Source organism: Lysinibacillus xylanilyticus, assembly GCF_001183605.1.
Lineage (GTDB): Bacteria > Bacillota > Bacilli > Bacillales_A > Planococcaceae > Lysinibacillus > Lysinibacillus xylanilyticus.
The window spans coordinates 309735-324625 of record NZ_LFXJ01000013.1 but is presented as its reverse complement, the minus strand read 5'-3'; the positions used below and the strand labels follow the sequence as shown (position 1 = coordinate 324625).

Below are 14891 nucleotides of genomic sequence, written 5' to 3'. Positions count from 1 at the left end.
GCATTAACAGGCAGTAATTTATCTGTATAGTATAAGACTCCCGCCTCAAATTCAGCAAAAGCAAAGAAGTTAGGAAAAATAACTGCCTGTAAAAGCCCGATAGGTGAAGACTATTAACCAGTGGGCGATAAAGAAAACCCCCACTGATTAAAGTACATTATTGTCCTGACTGCTCAATCCAGTCCTGCAATTTATCTTTTAGGGAATTAAAACCATTCGCATCCGATTCATCTACACGGTCCTGCAATGATTTACGTGGTAGTGGATCTTTTTTACGCAATGTAGTTGGGCGCTCCTGCAAAGCACGAATCGATAAACTAATTTTTTCGGCATCTTCATCGATTTCAAGTATCTTTACTTCTACCTCTTGCCCAACTGACAAAAATTCACTAACGTCCTTTACAAAGCCGTACGTAATTTCGGAAATATGCACAAGGCCCTGTGTATCTTCATCAAGTGCAACAAATGCACCATACGGCTGTATACCTGTAACTTTTCCAGTCAACACGTCCCCTAATTCATATTTTTTTCCCATAAACTTTGCCCACTTTCTTTTTGTTTGCTACGTATATATCACCATAAATTATAACATACGTGTTTTAGTGGGGCAAAAAATCATCCCATCAATCAATGATCCCTGTTATGCGATAATTACCTTCTTTGTTTTTCGCTAATTTAATAAGAAATTGCCTTCCATACATATCCTGATACTCTCCAGAAACACGAGCAGCAACCATTGGATAAATACCATCATATTCACCTAATTGGCTAAAGATATCTAAACTTTTAACTTTGTCTAACGAACTTGTATTAATGTTCGTTTTTGGCCATAATATAGCTTTTTGCAAAGATTCGTCTCCAATTGTTATTGCAAATAAATAAAGAGAAACCATATTCAATGGGCTTAGTTGATTGATAAATGCTTCATTATCACTTTTTTTATATTGTTCATATACACTCTTTATTTGTGATTCATCAATACTTACAATAGTAAAATCACTATCATTAATAAATCCTGCTGTTTCTTCTCGAGTTTGCAATATGATAGTCCAAATATCGTAAGCTGATAACTGAGTTAAAGTATCTGAACGATTGTCTTGTTGTAGTTCATTTAAAATTGTTGAAGCAGTTTTTTTCATTACTTCCCCATAGTTTCCATTAGCTACTTTTTGTAAAAAATCCATATAATCTTTATGAGGTTCCCCATTTTTTGTAAGAGCAGGATAACTTGCAGTTCCCTTCATCAACACCAACCATGTATTTTCAAAGTTTTGTCTTAAAACCTTATAAGTAGGTGAATCAGCGTTCACATCAGCTAGTAACGTACGCTCCATTATTTTCAAGGATTTAGCGGTTTCTTCTCGTGTATACCTTAAATCATCTGCTAATAATAACTGCCCCTTTTCTAAATACTCAAAGTAACCAAAAGTATCAGGATGCAATTTATTGATATTGGGTGGCGAAAATTCACCGTAAATTGGCGTGGCTTTAAAATAAAACGCTCCCTCTTCATTCTCTTTCAATTCCATGAATTGATTATTTGCGGCCTCAATAATTATCTTTAAATCTGACGGATATGCATTAATATCTTTTGACTTCTTTAGAAGAGATTCATATGGTTTAAGAAGACCACTGTAAAAATCCTCTAATTCCAGTGCAGTTTTTTCATATAAACGATATATCTCTAAAGATTCATCGAACGTTAAATTATTATATTCATCAATGGCTTCTAGGGCTCTTCTTGGTGTCATTAATTTATTAAGTATAGATTCCTCATTAAATTTTAAAATCTGTACATCTTCTTCTTTTACATGAGAACTCCTTTTTGTATAGAAGTCTAGCATGTAGTCAGCCTCTTTAATAAATTCAAATGCATTTAGTTCATCAATAGAAACTTTTAATTCTCTTCTTATTTGTTCTTTTTTACTGTTATATTTTTTAGTAATGTTTTCGATCCATTCTTGAATTCCAACTTCCTGTTTTTCTTTCTGCGAAACATCTTTCTTACCATTAATGCTTTCTGGTTGATTAATGACATACGACGAAACAAGAACGCTTAATAAAAGTACACTAGCAATGCTTGCTATCCAGATAGCTGGCTTTTGCCATCTTGAGGGGGGCTTTTGTGTTGTTACTGTTTCTTGTGCTTTTTGTGTTGCATTTTCTGCCTCGATTTGTGCGAAAACGGCTTCTGGATCTAACTGTGGTTTCATGCGATTATAGGATTTTTTTAGAAGCTCCATTCGCTTTTCAAACTGTTTATCATCCATTTTCAACACTCCCCTCCAGCACTAACACCACTTTGAGCTTTTCCTTTGCACGCAATATACGAACTTTAACAGTTGATAACGAAATATTTAGTACTTCCGCAATCTCCTCATACTTTAATTCATGGAAGTAAAATAATATGAGTGGATACCGATATTTTTCATCGAGTTCTTTAATAGCATTATGTAATAGCCTATCCTCCTCAAAATTAAGGACATGCTTTTCTGCTGAAGATGAGGGCATTTGTTGTTGTGCACTTAGCCTTTCTTCCTTAGCTTGCTCTCGTTGTTCTTTGCGATAATAATCACGCGTTGCATTTAATGTGATTTTATAGAGCCATGTCGTAAAACGATCCTGCTTAAATTGGTCTAAAAAACGATAGAGCTTGACAAATACCTCCTGTGAAACATCTGCTAAATCATTACTCTGCACGCCACATTGAAAGGCAAATTTTTCAACTGTGCTTTGATATATTCTAATCAGCTCTATATAGGCTTCTTTGTCTCCTTGCTGAGCTCGTTCTATTAACTCAGTTTCTGTCACCGTCATTCCCCCTTTTGCACATGTAACGAATCATTCCTCCCAATTGTTACATATTATATCAATTATGCCATGGCATAATTGCGTCCGGAATCGGCTTTGTGCTTAGGCCTGCACGATGCAGGTCAGTTAGCCGTTATCGCATGGATGCGATGGTTTTAGGCTAACATCCTCTAAGAACTCCTTTCCGATTCCGTGACATCCGCCGGAGGCTTTAACTTCTTTCAGCGGATGTTTGGACACCGCTGAAGAAGTTAAACAGTTTTTTCTTTCTAAGAATAAATCCAAACACAAAAAAACGAGGTTGTCTCAAAATTGAAAGACAACCTCGTTTTCTATAGAAAAGCAAAAGCATCATTGCGTCAAAATTCGGCTTTGCGCTTGCATAACACCTTTCAGCAGGTGTTTGGATACCTACTGAAAGAAGTTAAATAATGCATTTTGCTTCAAATTTTATCGCAATAAGTTTGTACGAAATGGCTACACAATCTTCAAATGGAATCCATTCTTCAAACGAATGCTCATATGTTTCTTGAATAACCTTTGCAAGAGTAGATGGATCATCAATACCTTGCAATGCTGCTACAACATCAGCGGTTTCAGTATCATAATGATCTGGACCTAAGTGGAATGGATCCCACTCCTCTAGCAGATGTACGGCTGCTTGATTCATTTTTATATTTTCCAAAATACTCACCTATTATCCTTTTATCATACTCGTATGATACCATAGTAAATAAAAAAGAAAAGAGTGATTTGCTTGTCTAATTTCGATCAAACTATTAAACGTCGTTGTACAAACTCAGTAAAATGGGACGCAGTGGAAAATGTATATGGGCTACAAGATGCTTCAGACATACTACCAATGTGGGTAGCCGATATGGATTTCCCCGCTCCAGCAGCCGTATCAAAAGCACTACAAGAGCATGCTGAAAAGACTGTTTTCGGCTATAGCTTTGTTAGTAATGAAGCAGTGCAGGCGATCGTAGACTGGCAGAATGCTCATCATGATTGGCACATTGACAAAGAATCCATTGTTTTCTGTAACGGTGTTGTTGCCGCTTTAGCGGACAGTATCAAGGCATTTACAAATCCAGGAGATAAAGTACTTATTTCCGCACCTGTCTATCCGCCATTTTATAATATCCCAAAAAGTAATGGTAGAGAGATTGTTAGTTGTCCTTTAGTAGAAAAAGATGGGACATTTATTTACGACTTTGAAGCCTTTGAGCAAGCACTTGCTCAAAATGTGAAAGCCTACATATTGTGTAATCCACATAATCCAGGAGGTTATGTATGGGATGAAGCTACATTAAAGGAAATCGTACGACTATGTGCAAAATATGATGTAGTGATTATTTCCGATGAAATTCATTCCGATTTAATGTTGGATGGCTCAAAACATACACCATTAGCAAAAATCGCTGGTGATGAAATTGATCGTATTATTACGTGCATGGCACCGACAAAAACATTCAATCTAGCTGGTATTCAAGTTGCCTATATGATTGTGCCTGATAAGGAAAAGCGTATGCTACTAGAAGCAGTTCATATGGCTAGTGGGCAAGGCTCAGTAAATACCTTTGCTTCTGTTGCACTTCAGGATGCTTATACAGAGGGTTCCCCATGGTTAAATGACATGCTTACTTACATTTCAAACAATATGGACTATGTAATTGCTGAATTAGGACAATTACCTGGTATCCATATTAATAAACCTCAAGGCACTTATTTACTTTGGATTGATTACCGAGAATTAGGTCTTGATGAAAAAGAAATCATGCAACGCTTGCTGGAAAATGGCAAGCTAGCATTAGAGCCAGGATCAAAATATGGCGAAGAGGGTTGCGGCTTCCTGCGTATGAACGTCGCTTGCTCATTTGACACAGTGAAAGACGGTGTTCAGCGCTTTAAGAAAGCACTTGAACAATAGAAAGTAAATAGTGAAGGATATCTCAAGTTTTTCTGAGATATCCTTTTTTGTTTAGAAAATATATCTCAAATGGAGAAGGGTGCGAAGACAAATAATACTTGAGGTATTTTAACATAAGATTAATGAGAAAGTCAGATGCCCCGCAGTCATAAAAGACAGCGGGGCATCTGGTACAATCAATTATGCCTCGGCATAATGACTGAGTTCCTCTATTTTAGTGGGTGTTTGGACACCCGCTGAATGCAGTTAAATATTTTGCTGATTGTTTGTATTATTTTTCTCTGAAAGAATACGTGCTTCGAGTTCCTTTGATTTCATTTCTTGTTTCTTAGAAATCTTACGGAAAACGGTAAAGACAACAATACATAATATAAGCATTATTAAAAATTCAAAAGCTGCAGGAACATAGCCTGATTTATCTTCAGGGAAATATAAAAATTGATACATTAAATGTTTCATGTTTTACACGTCCTTACAATTATTATTCAAAAACTGTAATTGACTCGATTTTCACATCTTCTACTGGTTTATCACGCATGTCTTTTTCTACGTCTGCAAGTTTGTCAACGATGTCCATACCTTCAACAACATGACCAAATACTGTATGCTTATGGTCTAACCAAGGAGTACCACCATTTTGAGCATATGCTTCAATAATCTCTTCTGGGAAGCCAGCACCTTGTAATTGACGAAGCATATCACTTGGAAGGTGCTTCATTTGTACGATAAAGAATTGTGAACCATTTGTGTTTGGACCCGCATTTGCCATTGAAAGGGCACCGCGAAGATTAAATACTTTGTCAGAGAACTCATCTTCGAAAGAGTTACCCCAAATTGATTCGCCGCCCATACCTGTACCAGTTGGGTCACCACCTTGAATCATAAAGTCTTGGATTACACGGTGGAAAATGATGCCGTCATAGTATCCTGATTTTGCATGGCCTAAAAAGTTTTCAACAGTTTTCGGTGCATGCTCTGGGAATAATTTAATTTTGATGGCACCTAATGTTGTTTTCATTTCTACAAGTACTTCGCCTTCTAGTACTTCTGTTGTTAATTGTGGAAACATTGAAGTCTCTCCTTTAAATGTAAAATTTCAGTTTCAATGAAAATGATAGTACTATCATTTCTGACCTCATTTTAGTCTAACATACTTCTTACTGGTTTTCTTCACCAAAGTATTGACGATTTTTTGCACTTTTAATTTTTTAGCTTATCACCATAATGTGTGGTTGATTTCCTGTGGGCCTCCGATGAGCCACTTAGGCCAATAAGTGTTTTTTGTGCTAAAGCGAAGCGACAGTTGAAGATGTTTTGAAAGCGTAGTGCTAAACGTAGCGGCAGCGGCACGATGTCTTTTGCGCGAAAGCGTAGCGGCAGCGGCACGATGTTGGTCACGAAGGCGTTATCACAGTACTGTTCTTCGGTTAAGAAATATTCTTTCATATTAACCCTCCTTATATTTTTTATGATTGTTCATATATCCCCTTGATTGATAATAAAGATGGATTATATGGATAAAAGTAGAAAAAACGGAGGGATTGCAATGAAATTTATACAAAAAATAAGTTTAATCGGTCTGTCGGTATGTATGTTGAGTATCGTTTTTTCATCTGCCAGCATGGCAACAAAAATCGCTACAGAAGAGCACTTGAATTCAGTAAATAATAAAAATAAAAAAGAAGTTCATTATTACAAAAACGACTCCGCCAAAATATTAGCACAAGAAACAAAAACGGTACTGATAAAAACAGAAAAAGAGGATAAATCATTATTAGAGCAAAAAACCAAAGAATTTGAAGAAAAAATGAAAACGAAACAAATAGCCTTTATCGAAGAGGGTTTGAAAAAAGCAACAACGCTTCAAGATGTAGAAAAAGTAAAGAGTGAAGCAGCCAACTTATTAAAAAAAGAAAAAGAATTGTTTACAGCAGAAAGTGAAAAATATGTAAAACCAAAGATTGATACGGAAAAAGTGGACTTAGCGATGATTTCAAGTTCATATAAGACGGTTAGAGATGACTTTTTCACCTTTAACAAACACGGATTCTATTACTATGATGTAAATAAAAATGAATTTGTTCCAAACAATAAAGTAAATACAACAGAAGAAGTAAAGGAATTTGAAAAAAAACACAAAGAAGATACAAAAGTAAAAGATAATCCAATCAACACCTTAATCCTGTCCATTCTCCTTGGATTGTTATGTATAATTCCACTTTTCATAAGTTACAGACAAGAAAAAATAGCTTAAGCTTTGTTGATGCTATTAGCCTTCGTTCCTCTGCCTGCTCTCTCCAAGGTCTCAGCTGTGGTGCTAGTCGCGCTGCCTACACTCCAATCAACTCTAAGCAATTTCGACTTGACGTAATTGTAGTTGCCGTTTCACTTTCGCTACAGAAAACATTTGCCGCTGATGCTTCGCTTTCGCGCAGTTAAACAATACGTCGGGATTATGAATTGTGCCAGGGTCGACACGATGTCGAACATTTCGGTAATGCCATAGGACGTGGCGTTCTTAGACTGAGTTACTCTATTTCAGTAGTTTTCGGACACTCACTGCAAAGGAATCACATCCGCGTTCATCTCACCACCTTTACAGGTAGGAGTTTTCTATTAAATGAAGATACGTTTTAACAACCGTTATCTCCAACTTCATGGCAAAATTATTTGATAAAAACAAATAGGTCGGAACGCGTATTTGGAAACTATCCAAATTATGTTATTCTGTTGAGTGACTCATATTTAGAGTGGAGGCACACATGAAAAAGGCTTTTGGTTTTTTTATCATTTTACTATCCTTACCTGTCCTTTGGTGGATTACTACAAACATTAGGTCAGAAATCAATGCGGCACAAGCCCATGAAGAGCAAATTGCAAGCGCTATTCATTTACCGGAAATACAGCCACAGCTTCCAGTAACACTTGTTGATCGAAACGGCAAAACATTTAGCGAGGAATATGTCGAATGGCGTCAACCTCTAACATTACAGAAAATCCCAAAAATTGCCCAGGAAATTTTCATCGCAAGTGAGGACGCTCATTTTTATGAGCATATCGGCTTTGACCTCAGTGCTATCGTCCGTGCAGTTGTTGCTAACTCAAGCACAAATTCAACTTCTCAAGGTGCTAGCACCATTACACAACAGCTCGTTCGTATGCGTTATTTATCCGACGAAAAAACATATGAACGAAAATTAACAGAGATCTTTTACTCCCATGAGCTTGAGAAAGAATTTGATAAAGACGAGATATTAACGATGTATCTAAATGAAGCCTATTTTAGCAATCAAGTTTATGGAATCGGTGGAGCAGCTACATATTATTTTCAAAAACCACTCCAAGAATTATCTATAGCAGAAATTGCATTTATTGCTGCCATTCCAAATAACCCTTCACTGTATAATCCTTTAAAAAACTTTGATAAAACAAAGGCAAGGCAGGAGCGGTTATTAGATACACTCGCAACGAGCAGCGCTATAACAAAAGAAGATGCCATTACATATAAAGCTGAAACGATAACATTAAATGTAAAGAATAAAGCGCAAAGCTACCCTATGTACAGTACTTACGTCCTACAAGAGCTTAAATGGTTAGTTGCAGAAAAAGAAGGCTATTCGGATCGTCTTGCCAAAACACAAAGCGACGAAGAGAAGAAGAAAATCAAAGCGCAGCTAGACAATCGACTCAATACATTATTCCAAAATGGATTAACGATTTATACCGCGCTTGATCCAGACAAACAAGCACATGATGAGAATAAAATGACTGCAATTTTAGGCTCAGGCAAATTGCAAGCCGCTGGAGCAGTTATTGATAACACATCCCGTGAAGTTGTTAGTCTTTATGCTGGGAAAAACTACGAAAAATTTGGTTTTCATCGTGCCTTTCAAGGTACGCGTCAGCCAGGCTCTGCCTTTAAGCCGCTTGCGGTATATGCTCCTTTCTTTGAGACAACAGCACATACACCTGATTCTATTGTCAGTGGCGGCAGTTATTGCGTCGGTTCATTTTGTCCACAAAACTATGGAGGCTTTAAATACGGTGATGTACCAATTCGAGTAGCATTTCGAAATAGCTACAATACATCGGCTCTCCGTTTATTTAACACAGTCGGAATTGATACAGCCTTTAGTTACTTAGATCGCTTTAATTTCCGCTCCATCGTAGCAAAAGATCATAATTATTCTGCCTCTTTAGGAGGATTAACGTATGGTGTTACAGCACTTGAGCTAGCAGATGCTTATACAAGCTTTATAGACGGCTCATACGTACTTGCCCATAGCATCCGTAAAGTAACAGCATCTGATGGCACGGAGCTTTACAGCTGGGATTCAGCACGCGATCAAATTTGGTCACCGAAAACCGTTAATTATATGCGTTCGATGCTTACAGATGTTGTTACTAAAGGTACCGGGCAAGGCGTTTATAGTAGAAGTAACTATGTCGGTGCCAAAACAGGAACAACTAACAACTATCGCGACTACTGGCTTGCCGGATTAAATGATGAATACACTGCAGCAGTATGGCTTGGCTACGATAAGCCACAATCTATGGAGAGATTAGAATCTTATAAGATTCATCACAAGTTATTTAATGTATTACTTGAATAAAGATCAATTATGCTTCGGCATAATTGTAGCTTTCGCGCAGATAAACAATGCGTCCGGAATCGGCTTTGTGTGTTTGGACATCCGCTGAAAGAAGTTAAAAGGAGCAGCCCTAAGACTGGGGCCGCTCCTTTCTTTGTTATTTATTTAATAAACACTTAATGAAACCGAGGCATTTAATGAGCAAACGGTAAACTTGCCAAAATGCCATTATACAATTTTAAAACAACATAAACTAATAGCGTTAATAGTATTGTCCACATAAAAAGCTCAAATACAAGTAAGCCAATCGTTCCACCCATCGACATATAATGACTCATTTTATAGATAAGGTAAATAAAGTAGATAAAAACGGTTAAGACAAAAATACCGACTAAAACGTAAATAAATTGAATAGCAAAGGCTGAACAGATTGCCCCAACTAATAAAATGATGTATCCGCCTCGGGCTTGATTCACTGTCGCACCATCATGATCCTTTGAGAAAAATAACATTCCTAGCTCATGAATAGTTTCCCCTACTAATTTCAATGCTGAAAATAGCATAAAAAAGATTACGGCAAAGACAATTAGCAAGAATACACGGAGCTCGAAATCGGATAAAAACTCACGCATACCGGAATACACACCAATTGCATGAAAAACTTGCAACGATTCACTTACTGCATACATCCCAAATGTCAAACTAAACAATAAAATTGTAATTAATGGTAGATAACCATAAATATAAGGGTTCTTCATAAAAAATTTTATCCTCTATTATTATTGATAACTTCCTATTTATAATATATCCGAGGTTCTTCCACTATCGCAAGCTAAATCATATGAGTGCATATGCATTCATACAAAAAGTGCGTTATAATTAACATACTTACCTGCATAAAGGAGGGTTTTTTTGTTACAAGTACTTTATATTTTCATTCCAATGCTTGCTGCAATATTTGTGCCGCTTCTATATAAAAGCATTAAAAATATTCACACAGGCTGGTTTGTTCTTGCAGTACCCGCTACACTCGCTATTATTTACGCATCTTATATCGGAAAAGTAGCAGATGGTAAAGTATTTCTTCAAGAGCTTCCTTGGATTCCATCGCTCGATATTTCCATCGTTTCTTATTTAGATGGACTTAGCTTGCTATTCTCATTGCTAATTACTGGAATTGGCTCATTGGTCGTACTTTACTCTATTTTTTACTTAGACAAACATAAAGAAAAATTACATAATTTTTATGTTTACCTATTATTATTTATGACCGCAATGCTAGGAGTAGTACAGTCAGATCATTTAATTTCTCTGTACTTCTTTTGGGAGCTAACATCTATTTCATCATTTTTACTGATTGGCTATTGGTATTCTCGTGATGCCTCTCGCTTTGGTGCACTTAAGTCAATGATGATTACAGTCGGTGGCGGCTTAATGATGTTAGGAGGATTCATCCTTCTTTATATAATGGGAGGAACGTATTCAATCCGCGAACTTATTGTAATGGCACCTAATTTAGTGCAGCATCCGCTGTTCACTTGGTCGCTCGTTTTAATACTTCTAGGAGCATTTACGAAATCTGCCCAATTCCCATTCTACATTTGGTTACCAGATGCAATGGAAGCGCCAACACCAGTTAGTGCATACCTCCACTCCGCAACTATGGTAAAGGCGGGTATTTATTTAGTTGCACGCTTTACACCGATTTTCGCTGTTTCTGAACTTTGGGTATGGCTCGTTACAGGCGTAGGTATCTTAACGCTATTCTGGGGTTCGTTCTTTGCAGTGAAGCAAACAGATTTAAAAGGAATCCTCGCTTTCTCTACAGTGAGTCAGCTTGGACTTATTATGTCTTTGCTCGGCGCTAGTGCTTTAGCGTTTCACGGCAATGGGCCAACAGATACTATTAAATATGCTGCCTTTGCGGCGATCTTCCACCTTATCAACCATGCAACGTTTAAAGGAAGCCTATTCATGATTGCTGGTATTGTCGATCATGAAACAGGTACGCGTGATATTCGTAAGCTCGGTGGCTTAATGAGTATTATGCCGCTTAGCTTTACAGTAGCGGCAATCGGAAGCTTATCAATGGCTGGTCTACCGCCATTTAACGGCTTCTTAAGTAAGGAAATGTTTTTAACTGCAATGCTTGCACTACAAAATTTTGAATTTTTCGGCTTTGATACATGGGGAGCACTCTTCCCGATTGTAGCTTGGATTGCTAGTATATTTACATTTGTTTATAGCTTCTATTTTGTTTTCAGAACATTTACAGGTAAATATAAACCAGAAAAATTACCTCATAAACCACATGAGGCACCGATTGGCATGCTAATTTCGCCGATGATTTTAGCAGCATTAGTCGTAACAATATTCTTTATTCCGAACCTAGTTGGGGATACTTTTGTAAAGCCAGCAGTACAAGCTATTCAGCCATTCTTATATGATTCACCAAAGGATATTGATATTCACGTGGCTGCTTGGCATGGTGAAATTACACCTGAATTAATCATGACATTTGGCATAGTACTTCTTGGGGTTCTATTGTTTGTAGCATTACCGAAATGGCAGGGCATTTATCAAAACTTCCCACGAGCTTTAACGTTAAATAATGCATACGACAAAATTATGCTCGGACTAGATGTTGGGTTAAATCGTGTATCACGTATTTATATGACGGGATCTATGCGTCACTACCTGCTATATATGTTTAGTAGCATTGCGGCGATTGTAATCGGCTCTTTATTTGTGAAGAATGCTTTTACAATCTCCTTCCAAGACACTTCACCTATTCGCCCTTACGAAATCATTTTAGTTGTGGTGTTAGTCATTGGAACAGCCATTACAATTTTAGCAAAGTCACGTTTAACAGCTATTATAGGCCTTGGTGCTGTGGGCTACACAGTAGCATTATTCTTCGTTATCTTTAATGCTCCTGATTTAGCATTAACACAGCTTGTCATTGAAACGATTTCTGTTGCGCTATTTTTACTAGCGTTTTATCATCTGCCTAAGCTTGGAAAACGAGAAGAGCGCATGAGATTCCAATTAAATCGCGCGATTGTTTCCATTGCAGTCGGTGTGATGGTTACGCTTTTGGCACTGTCTGCACATTCACAAAAATTGATTCCAACTATTTCGAAGTATTATGAGGAAACAGTTTATTCAAAGGCCGGCGGTGGAAACATTGTCAACGTAATTTTAGTAGACTACCGTGGCTTCGATACATTATTTGAAATTACAGTGCTAGGTATTGCTGGAATGGCCATTTTAGCAATGATCAAGCTACGCATGAATAGAAAGGAGAAATCACATGAAAACAAATGATGTAATTATACAATTTACAACAAAAATTGTATTCTTCATTATTTTCTTCTTCTCCATTCATATTTTCCTTGCTGGTCATTACACACCTGGAGGCGGCTTTGTTGGTGGACTTTTGACATCGAGTGCTATTGTGCTCTTAGTCCTTGCCTTTGATTTAAATACGGTTCGTAAGGTTTTACCAATAAATTATACGTATTTAACTGCAATTGGCTTACTATTAGCACTTGCAACAGCCGCTTTCCCAATGTTTGTAGGTAAACCGTTTTTTACTCATTTCTTTGATTATTTCGATTTACCGCTTCTAGGCAAACAGTCATTACACACGGCCATGCTTTTTGATAGCGGTGTCTATTTGGTTGTTGTCGGCGTTACGATGACCATTATTCAAACGATTGGAGAGGATGAATAATGGAAATATTGATGGCGTTTGTCATAGGCTTTCTGTTTATGGCAGCGATTTATTTAATCTTATCCAAAAGCTTATTGCGTATTATTATCGGAACAGGTCTTTTAAGTCATGGCGCTCATCTTCTCATTTTAACGATGGGCGGGCTTGGTGGAGAAGCACCACCTGTTTTAAAAGAAGGGGCTAAAACTTTTGCAGACCCATTACCACAGGCGCTTATTTTAACAGCGATCGTTATTAGCTTTGGGGTAACAGCTTTCTTCCTCGTCCTTGCTTACCGTTCTTATCAGGAGCTTGAGACAGATGATATAAGCTTAATGAGAGGAAGTGATGAGGATGAATAACTTCCTTCTATTGCCGATTATCATTCCGTTCTTCTTCGGTATAATTTTAATGTTTGGGCAGAAAAACTTAAAATACCAGCGTTCATTCGCATTACTTGGTATAGGGCTTGCACTTATATCAGCTATTTCACTGCTTTCAAAGGTAAAAAATGACGGTATACAAAAGGTGACGTTCGGAGATTGGCCTGTGCCGTATGGTATTACTATGGTTTCTGATATGGTGTCCGCACTGCTTGTCACAACAACGTTGCTGATCGCTCTTTTTGTTGTTTGGTATGGCTTTGGTTCCATTACGAAGGAACGTGAACGCTTCTTCTATTATCCTGGCGTTATGTTTATTTTAACTGGGGTTAACGGGGCATTTACGACAGGCGATATTTTTAACCTTTTCGTGTTCTTCGAGGTATTGTTAATGGCCTCTTATTTGCTCATCGTTCTTGGGGGCGAAAAAGGACAGCTTAAAGGTTCCATTAAATATATTCTAATTAATGTTATTTCATCTGCATTATTTGTTATTACAGTTGCCTTTCTATACTCTGTAGTAGGTACATTAAACATGGCAGACATTGCAGTAAAAATTGCTGACATCAATCAGCCAGGTATTGTTACGGTTATAGCTGTACTATTTTTAATGGTATTTGGATTAAAAGCAGCTATTTTCCCGCTTTATTTCTGGCTTCCAACTTCTTATGCGGCAGCTCCAATACCAGTGTTAGCGCTATTTGGTGCACTTCTAACAAAGGTTGGTATTTATGCGATTACTCGAACATATACGTTGTTCTTTGTTCATGATTTATCGTATACACATGATTTACTGATGGCATTAGCAGTTGCAACAATAATTGCGGGCTGTATTGGTGCACTTGCGTACCATGATGTGAAGCTCATCATTATATATAATATTGTCATTGCTGTAGGTGTTATTTTATTCGGCGTATCTCAAATGAATGAAATCGCCCTAAAAGGTGCAATGTTCTATTTAATTCATGACATGCTTATAAAAGCAGCGCTCTTTATGTTAATAGGTATAGTAATCTACATTACTGGCACATCTGATTTACGTAAAATGGGCGGTCTTATGAATAAATATCCTGCTCTCGGTTGGTGCTATTTAATTGCAGCATTTGGTTTAGCAGGGATTCCCCCACTTAGTGGCTTCGTTGGAAAGCTATTGATTGTACAGGGAGGATTTGAAGCAGGCAGTAAATGGAGTAGTATTTTTATATTGGCTTCATCACTTCTCGTTTTATTATCGGTTATTCGAATTTTCCTTTATGCCTTCTGGGGTGAAGAAAAAGAAACAACGGGTACTGTTGATAAAAAAGTCTACTATACACTATTTGTGCCTACGGTTCTTTTAGTGCTCATTACTGTAGCGTATGGTGTAGGCTCTGAATGGATTACTCCATTTATGGACGATGCGGCAAAAATATTAAGTGATCCATCTATTTATATAGATGCTGTAATGAAGGAGGATTAGA

The 14891-nt window shown here is 37.3% G+C and carries 15 protein-coding genes; 7 read left to right on the top strand and 8 right to left on the bottom strand.

What is annotated here, in order from left to right; translation table 11 throughout:
• Positions 1-157: 157 nt before the first annotated feature.
• The 4 genes from yugI to ACZ11_RS24575 form a co-directional block, all read right to left on the bottom strand.
• Entirely contained in the window at positions 158-535 is a 378-nt protein-coding gene (gene yugI / locus ACZ11_RS24590; protein WP_049669163.1) for a S1 domain-containing post-transcriptional regulator GSP13, read from the bottom strand.
• A gap of 88 nt (positions 536-623) precedes the next feature.
• Complete coding sequence (locus ACZ11_RS24585; protein WP_134008654.1) at positions 624-2270, bottom strand: hypothetical protein; 1647 nt, start codon at positions 2268-2270, stop codon at positions 624-626.
• Positions 2263-2811 carry an RNA polymerase sigma factor gene (locus ACZ11_RS24580; protein ID WP_049669161.1) on the bottom strand — a complete coding sequence of 183 codons (549 nt, stop codon included), beginning with the start codon at positions 2809-2811 and terminating at the stop codon, positions 2263-2265. The genes ACZ11_RS24585 and ACZ11_RS24580 overlap by 8 nt, the downstream gene beginning before the upstream one ends.
• A gap of 424 nt (positions 2812-3235) precedes the next feature.
• Positions 3236-3496 carry a DUF1871 family protein gene (locus ACZ11_RS24575; RefSeq protein ID WP_082172888.1) on the bottom strand — a complete coding sequence of 87 codons (261 nt, stop codon included), beginning with the start codon at positions 3494-3496 and terminating at the stop codon, positions 3236-3238.
• A 72-nt stretch (positions 3497-3568) separates the two neighbouring features.
• Between ACZ11_RS24575 and ACZ11_RS24570 the strand changes: the two genes are divergently transcribed.
• Complete coding sequence (locus tag ACZ11_RS24570) at positions 3569-4741, top strand: MalY/PatB family protein (RefSeq protein ID WP_049669159.1); 1173 nt, start codon at positions 3569-3571, stop codon at positions 4739-4741.
• A 246-nt stretch (positions 4742-4987) separates the two neighbouring features.
• Here the strand turns inward: ACZ11_RS24570 and ACZ11_RS24565 are convergent, their stop codons facing one another.
• The 3 genes from ACZ11_RS24565 to ACZ11_RS24555 form a co-directional block, all read right to left on the bottom strand.
• Positions 4988-5200: a hypothetical protein gene (locus ACZ11_RS24565; protein ID WP_049669158.1), complete on the bottom strand. Its 213-nt coding sequence runs from the start codon at positions 5198-5200 to the stop codon at positions 4988-4990.
• 22 nt (positions 5201-5222) lie between these two features.
• Positions 5223-5810 (bottom strand): peptidylprolyl isomerase, encoded by a 588-nt coding sequence (locus tag ACZ11_RS24560; RefSeq protein WP_049669157.1) that lies wholly within the window; start codon positions 5808-5810, stop codon positions 5223-5225.
• A gap of 131 nt (positions 5811-5941) precedes the next feature.
• Positions 5942-6187 carry a hypothetical protein gene (locus ACZ11_RS24555; RefSeq protein ID WP_049669156.1) on the bottom strand — a complete coding sequence of 82 codons (246 nt, stop codon included), beginning with the start codon at positions 6185-6187 and terminating at the stop codon, positions 5942-5944.
• Positions 6188-6287: 100 nt separating this feature from the next.
• Here ACZ11_RS24555 and ACZ11_RS24550 point away from each other — a divergent pair, with 100 nt between their 5' ends.
• Positions 6288-6995 (top strand): hypothetical protein, encoded by a 708-nt coding sequence (locus ACZ11_RS24550; protein ID WP_049669155.1) that lies wholly within the window; start codon positions 6288-6290, stop codon positions 6993-6995.
• A gap of 508 nt (positions 6996-7503) precedes the next feature.
• The gene (locus ACZ11_RS24545) at positions 7504-9354 is read left to right on the top strand and encodes a transglycosylase domain-containing protein (RefSeq protein WP_049669154.1); all 1851 of its coding nucleotides are present in this window, start codon (positions 7504-7506) and stop codon (positions 9352-9354) included.
• Positions 9355-9527: 173 nt separating this feature from the next.
• On the opposite strand, the gene ACZ11_RS24540 is transcribed toward ACZ11_RS24545, so the two are convergent.
• Positions 9528-10091 (bottom strand): DUF5366 family protein, encoded by a 564-nt coding sequence (locus ACZ11_RS24540; protein ID WP_049669153.1) that lies wholly within the window; start codon positions 10089-10091, stop codon positions 9528-9530.
• A gap of 154 nt (positions 10092-10245) precedes the next feature.
• On the opposite strand from ACZ11_RS24540, the gene ACZ11_RS24535 reads away from it, so the two are divergent.
• Genes ACZ11_RS24535 through ACZ11_RS24520 form a run of 4 tightly spaced genes read left to right on the top strand, consistent with a single transcriptional unit; the run spans position 10246 to position 14890 of the window.
• Positions 10246-12660: a Na+/H+ antiporter subunit A gene (locus ACZ11_RS24535; protein ID WP_082172887.1), complete on the top strand. Its 2415-nt coding sequence runs from the start codon at positions 10246-10248 to the stop codon at positions 12658-12660.
• The gene (locus tag ACZ11_RS24530; RefSeq protein WP_049669152.1) at positions 12647-13069 is read left to right on the top strand and encodes a Na(+)/H(+) antiporter subunit B; all 423 of its coding nucleotides are present in this window, start codon (positions 12647-12649) and stop codon (positions 13067-13069) included. The genes ACZ11_RS24535 and ACZ11_RS24530 overlap by 14 nt, the downstream gene beginning before the upstream one ends.
• A complete protein-coding gene (locus ACZ11_RS24525; protein WP_049669151.1) occupies positions 13069-13410 on the top strand; it encodes a Na(+)/H(+) antiporter subunit C in 342 nt (113 codons plus the stop codon). Before ACZ11_RS24530 ends, ACZ11_RS24525 begins: the two co-directional genes overlap by 1 nt.
• Positions 13403-14890, top strand: a complete 1488-nt coding sequence (locus tag ACZ11_RS24520; RefSeq protein WP_049669150.1) for a Na+/H+ antiporter subunit D — start codon at positions 13403-13405, stop codon at positions 14888-14890. Before ACZ11_RS24525 ends, ACZ11_RS24520 begins: the two co-directional genes overlap by 8 nt.
• Position 14891 lies beyond the last annotated feature (1 nt).

What these genes read in the sequence shown, in the direction of transcription:
- yugI (WP_049669163.1), bottom strand. Translation starts at nt 535, where the DNA reads ATGGGAAAAAAATATGAATTAGGGGACGTGTTGACTGGAAAAGTTACA.
- ACZ11_RS24585 (WP_134008654.1), bottom strand. Translation starts at nt 2,270, where the DNA reads ATGGATGATAAACAGTTTGAAAAGCGAATGGAGCTTCTAAAAAAATCC.
- ACZ11_RS24565 (WP_049669158.1), bottom strand. Translation starts at nt 5,200, where the DNA reads ATGAAACATTTAATGTATCAATTTTTATATTTCCCTGAAGATAAATCA.
- ACZ11_RS24560 (WP_049669157.1), bottom strand. Translation starts at nt 5,810, where the DNA reads ATGTTTCCACAATTAACAACAGAAGTACTAGAAGGCGAAGTACTTGTA.
- ACZ11_RS24555 (WP_049669156.1), bottom strand. Translation starts at nt 6,187, where the DNA reads ATGAAAGAATATTTCTTAACCGAAGAACAGTACTGTGATAACGCCTTC.
- ACZ11_RS24550 (WP_049669155.1), top strand. Translation starts at nt 6,288, where the DNA reads ATGAAATTTATACAAAAAATAAGTTTAATCGGTCTGTCGGTATGTATG.
- ACZ11_RS24545 (WP_049669154.1), top strand. Translation starts at nt 7,504, where the DNA reads ATGAAAAAGGCTTTTGGTTTTTTTATCATTTTACTATCCTTACCTGTC.
- ACZ11_RS24540 (WP_049669153.1), bottom strand. Translation starts at nt 10,091, where the DNA reads ATGAAGAACCCTTATATTTATGGTTATCTACCATTAATTACAATTTTA.
- ACZ11_RS24530 (WP_049669152.1), top strand. Translation starts at nt 12,647, where the DNA reads ATGAAAACAAATGATGTAATTATACAATTTACAACAAAAATTGTATTC.
- ACZ11_RS24525 (WP_049669151.1), top strand. Translation starts at nt 13,069, where the DNA reads ATGGAAATATTGATGGCGTTTGTCATAGGCTTTCTGTTTATGGCAGCG.
- ACZ11_RS24520 (WP_049669150.1), top strand. Translation starts at nt 13,403, where the DNA reads ATGAATAACTTCCTTCTATTGCCGATTATCATTCCGTTCTTCTTCGGT.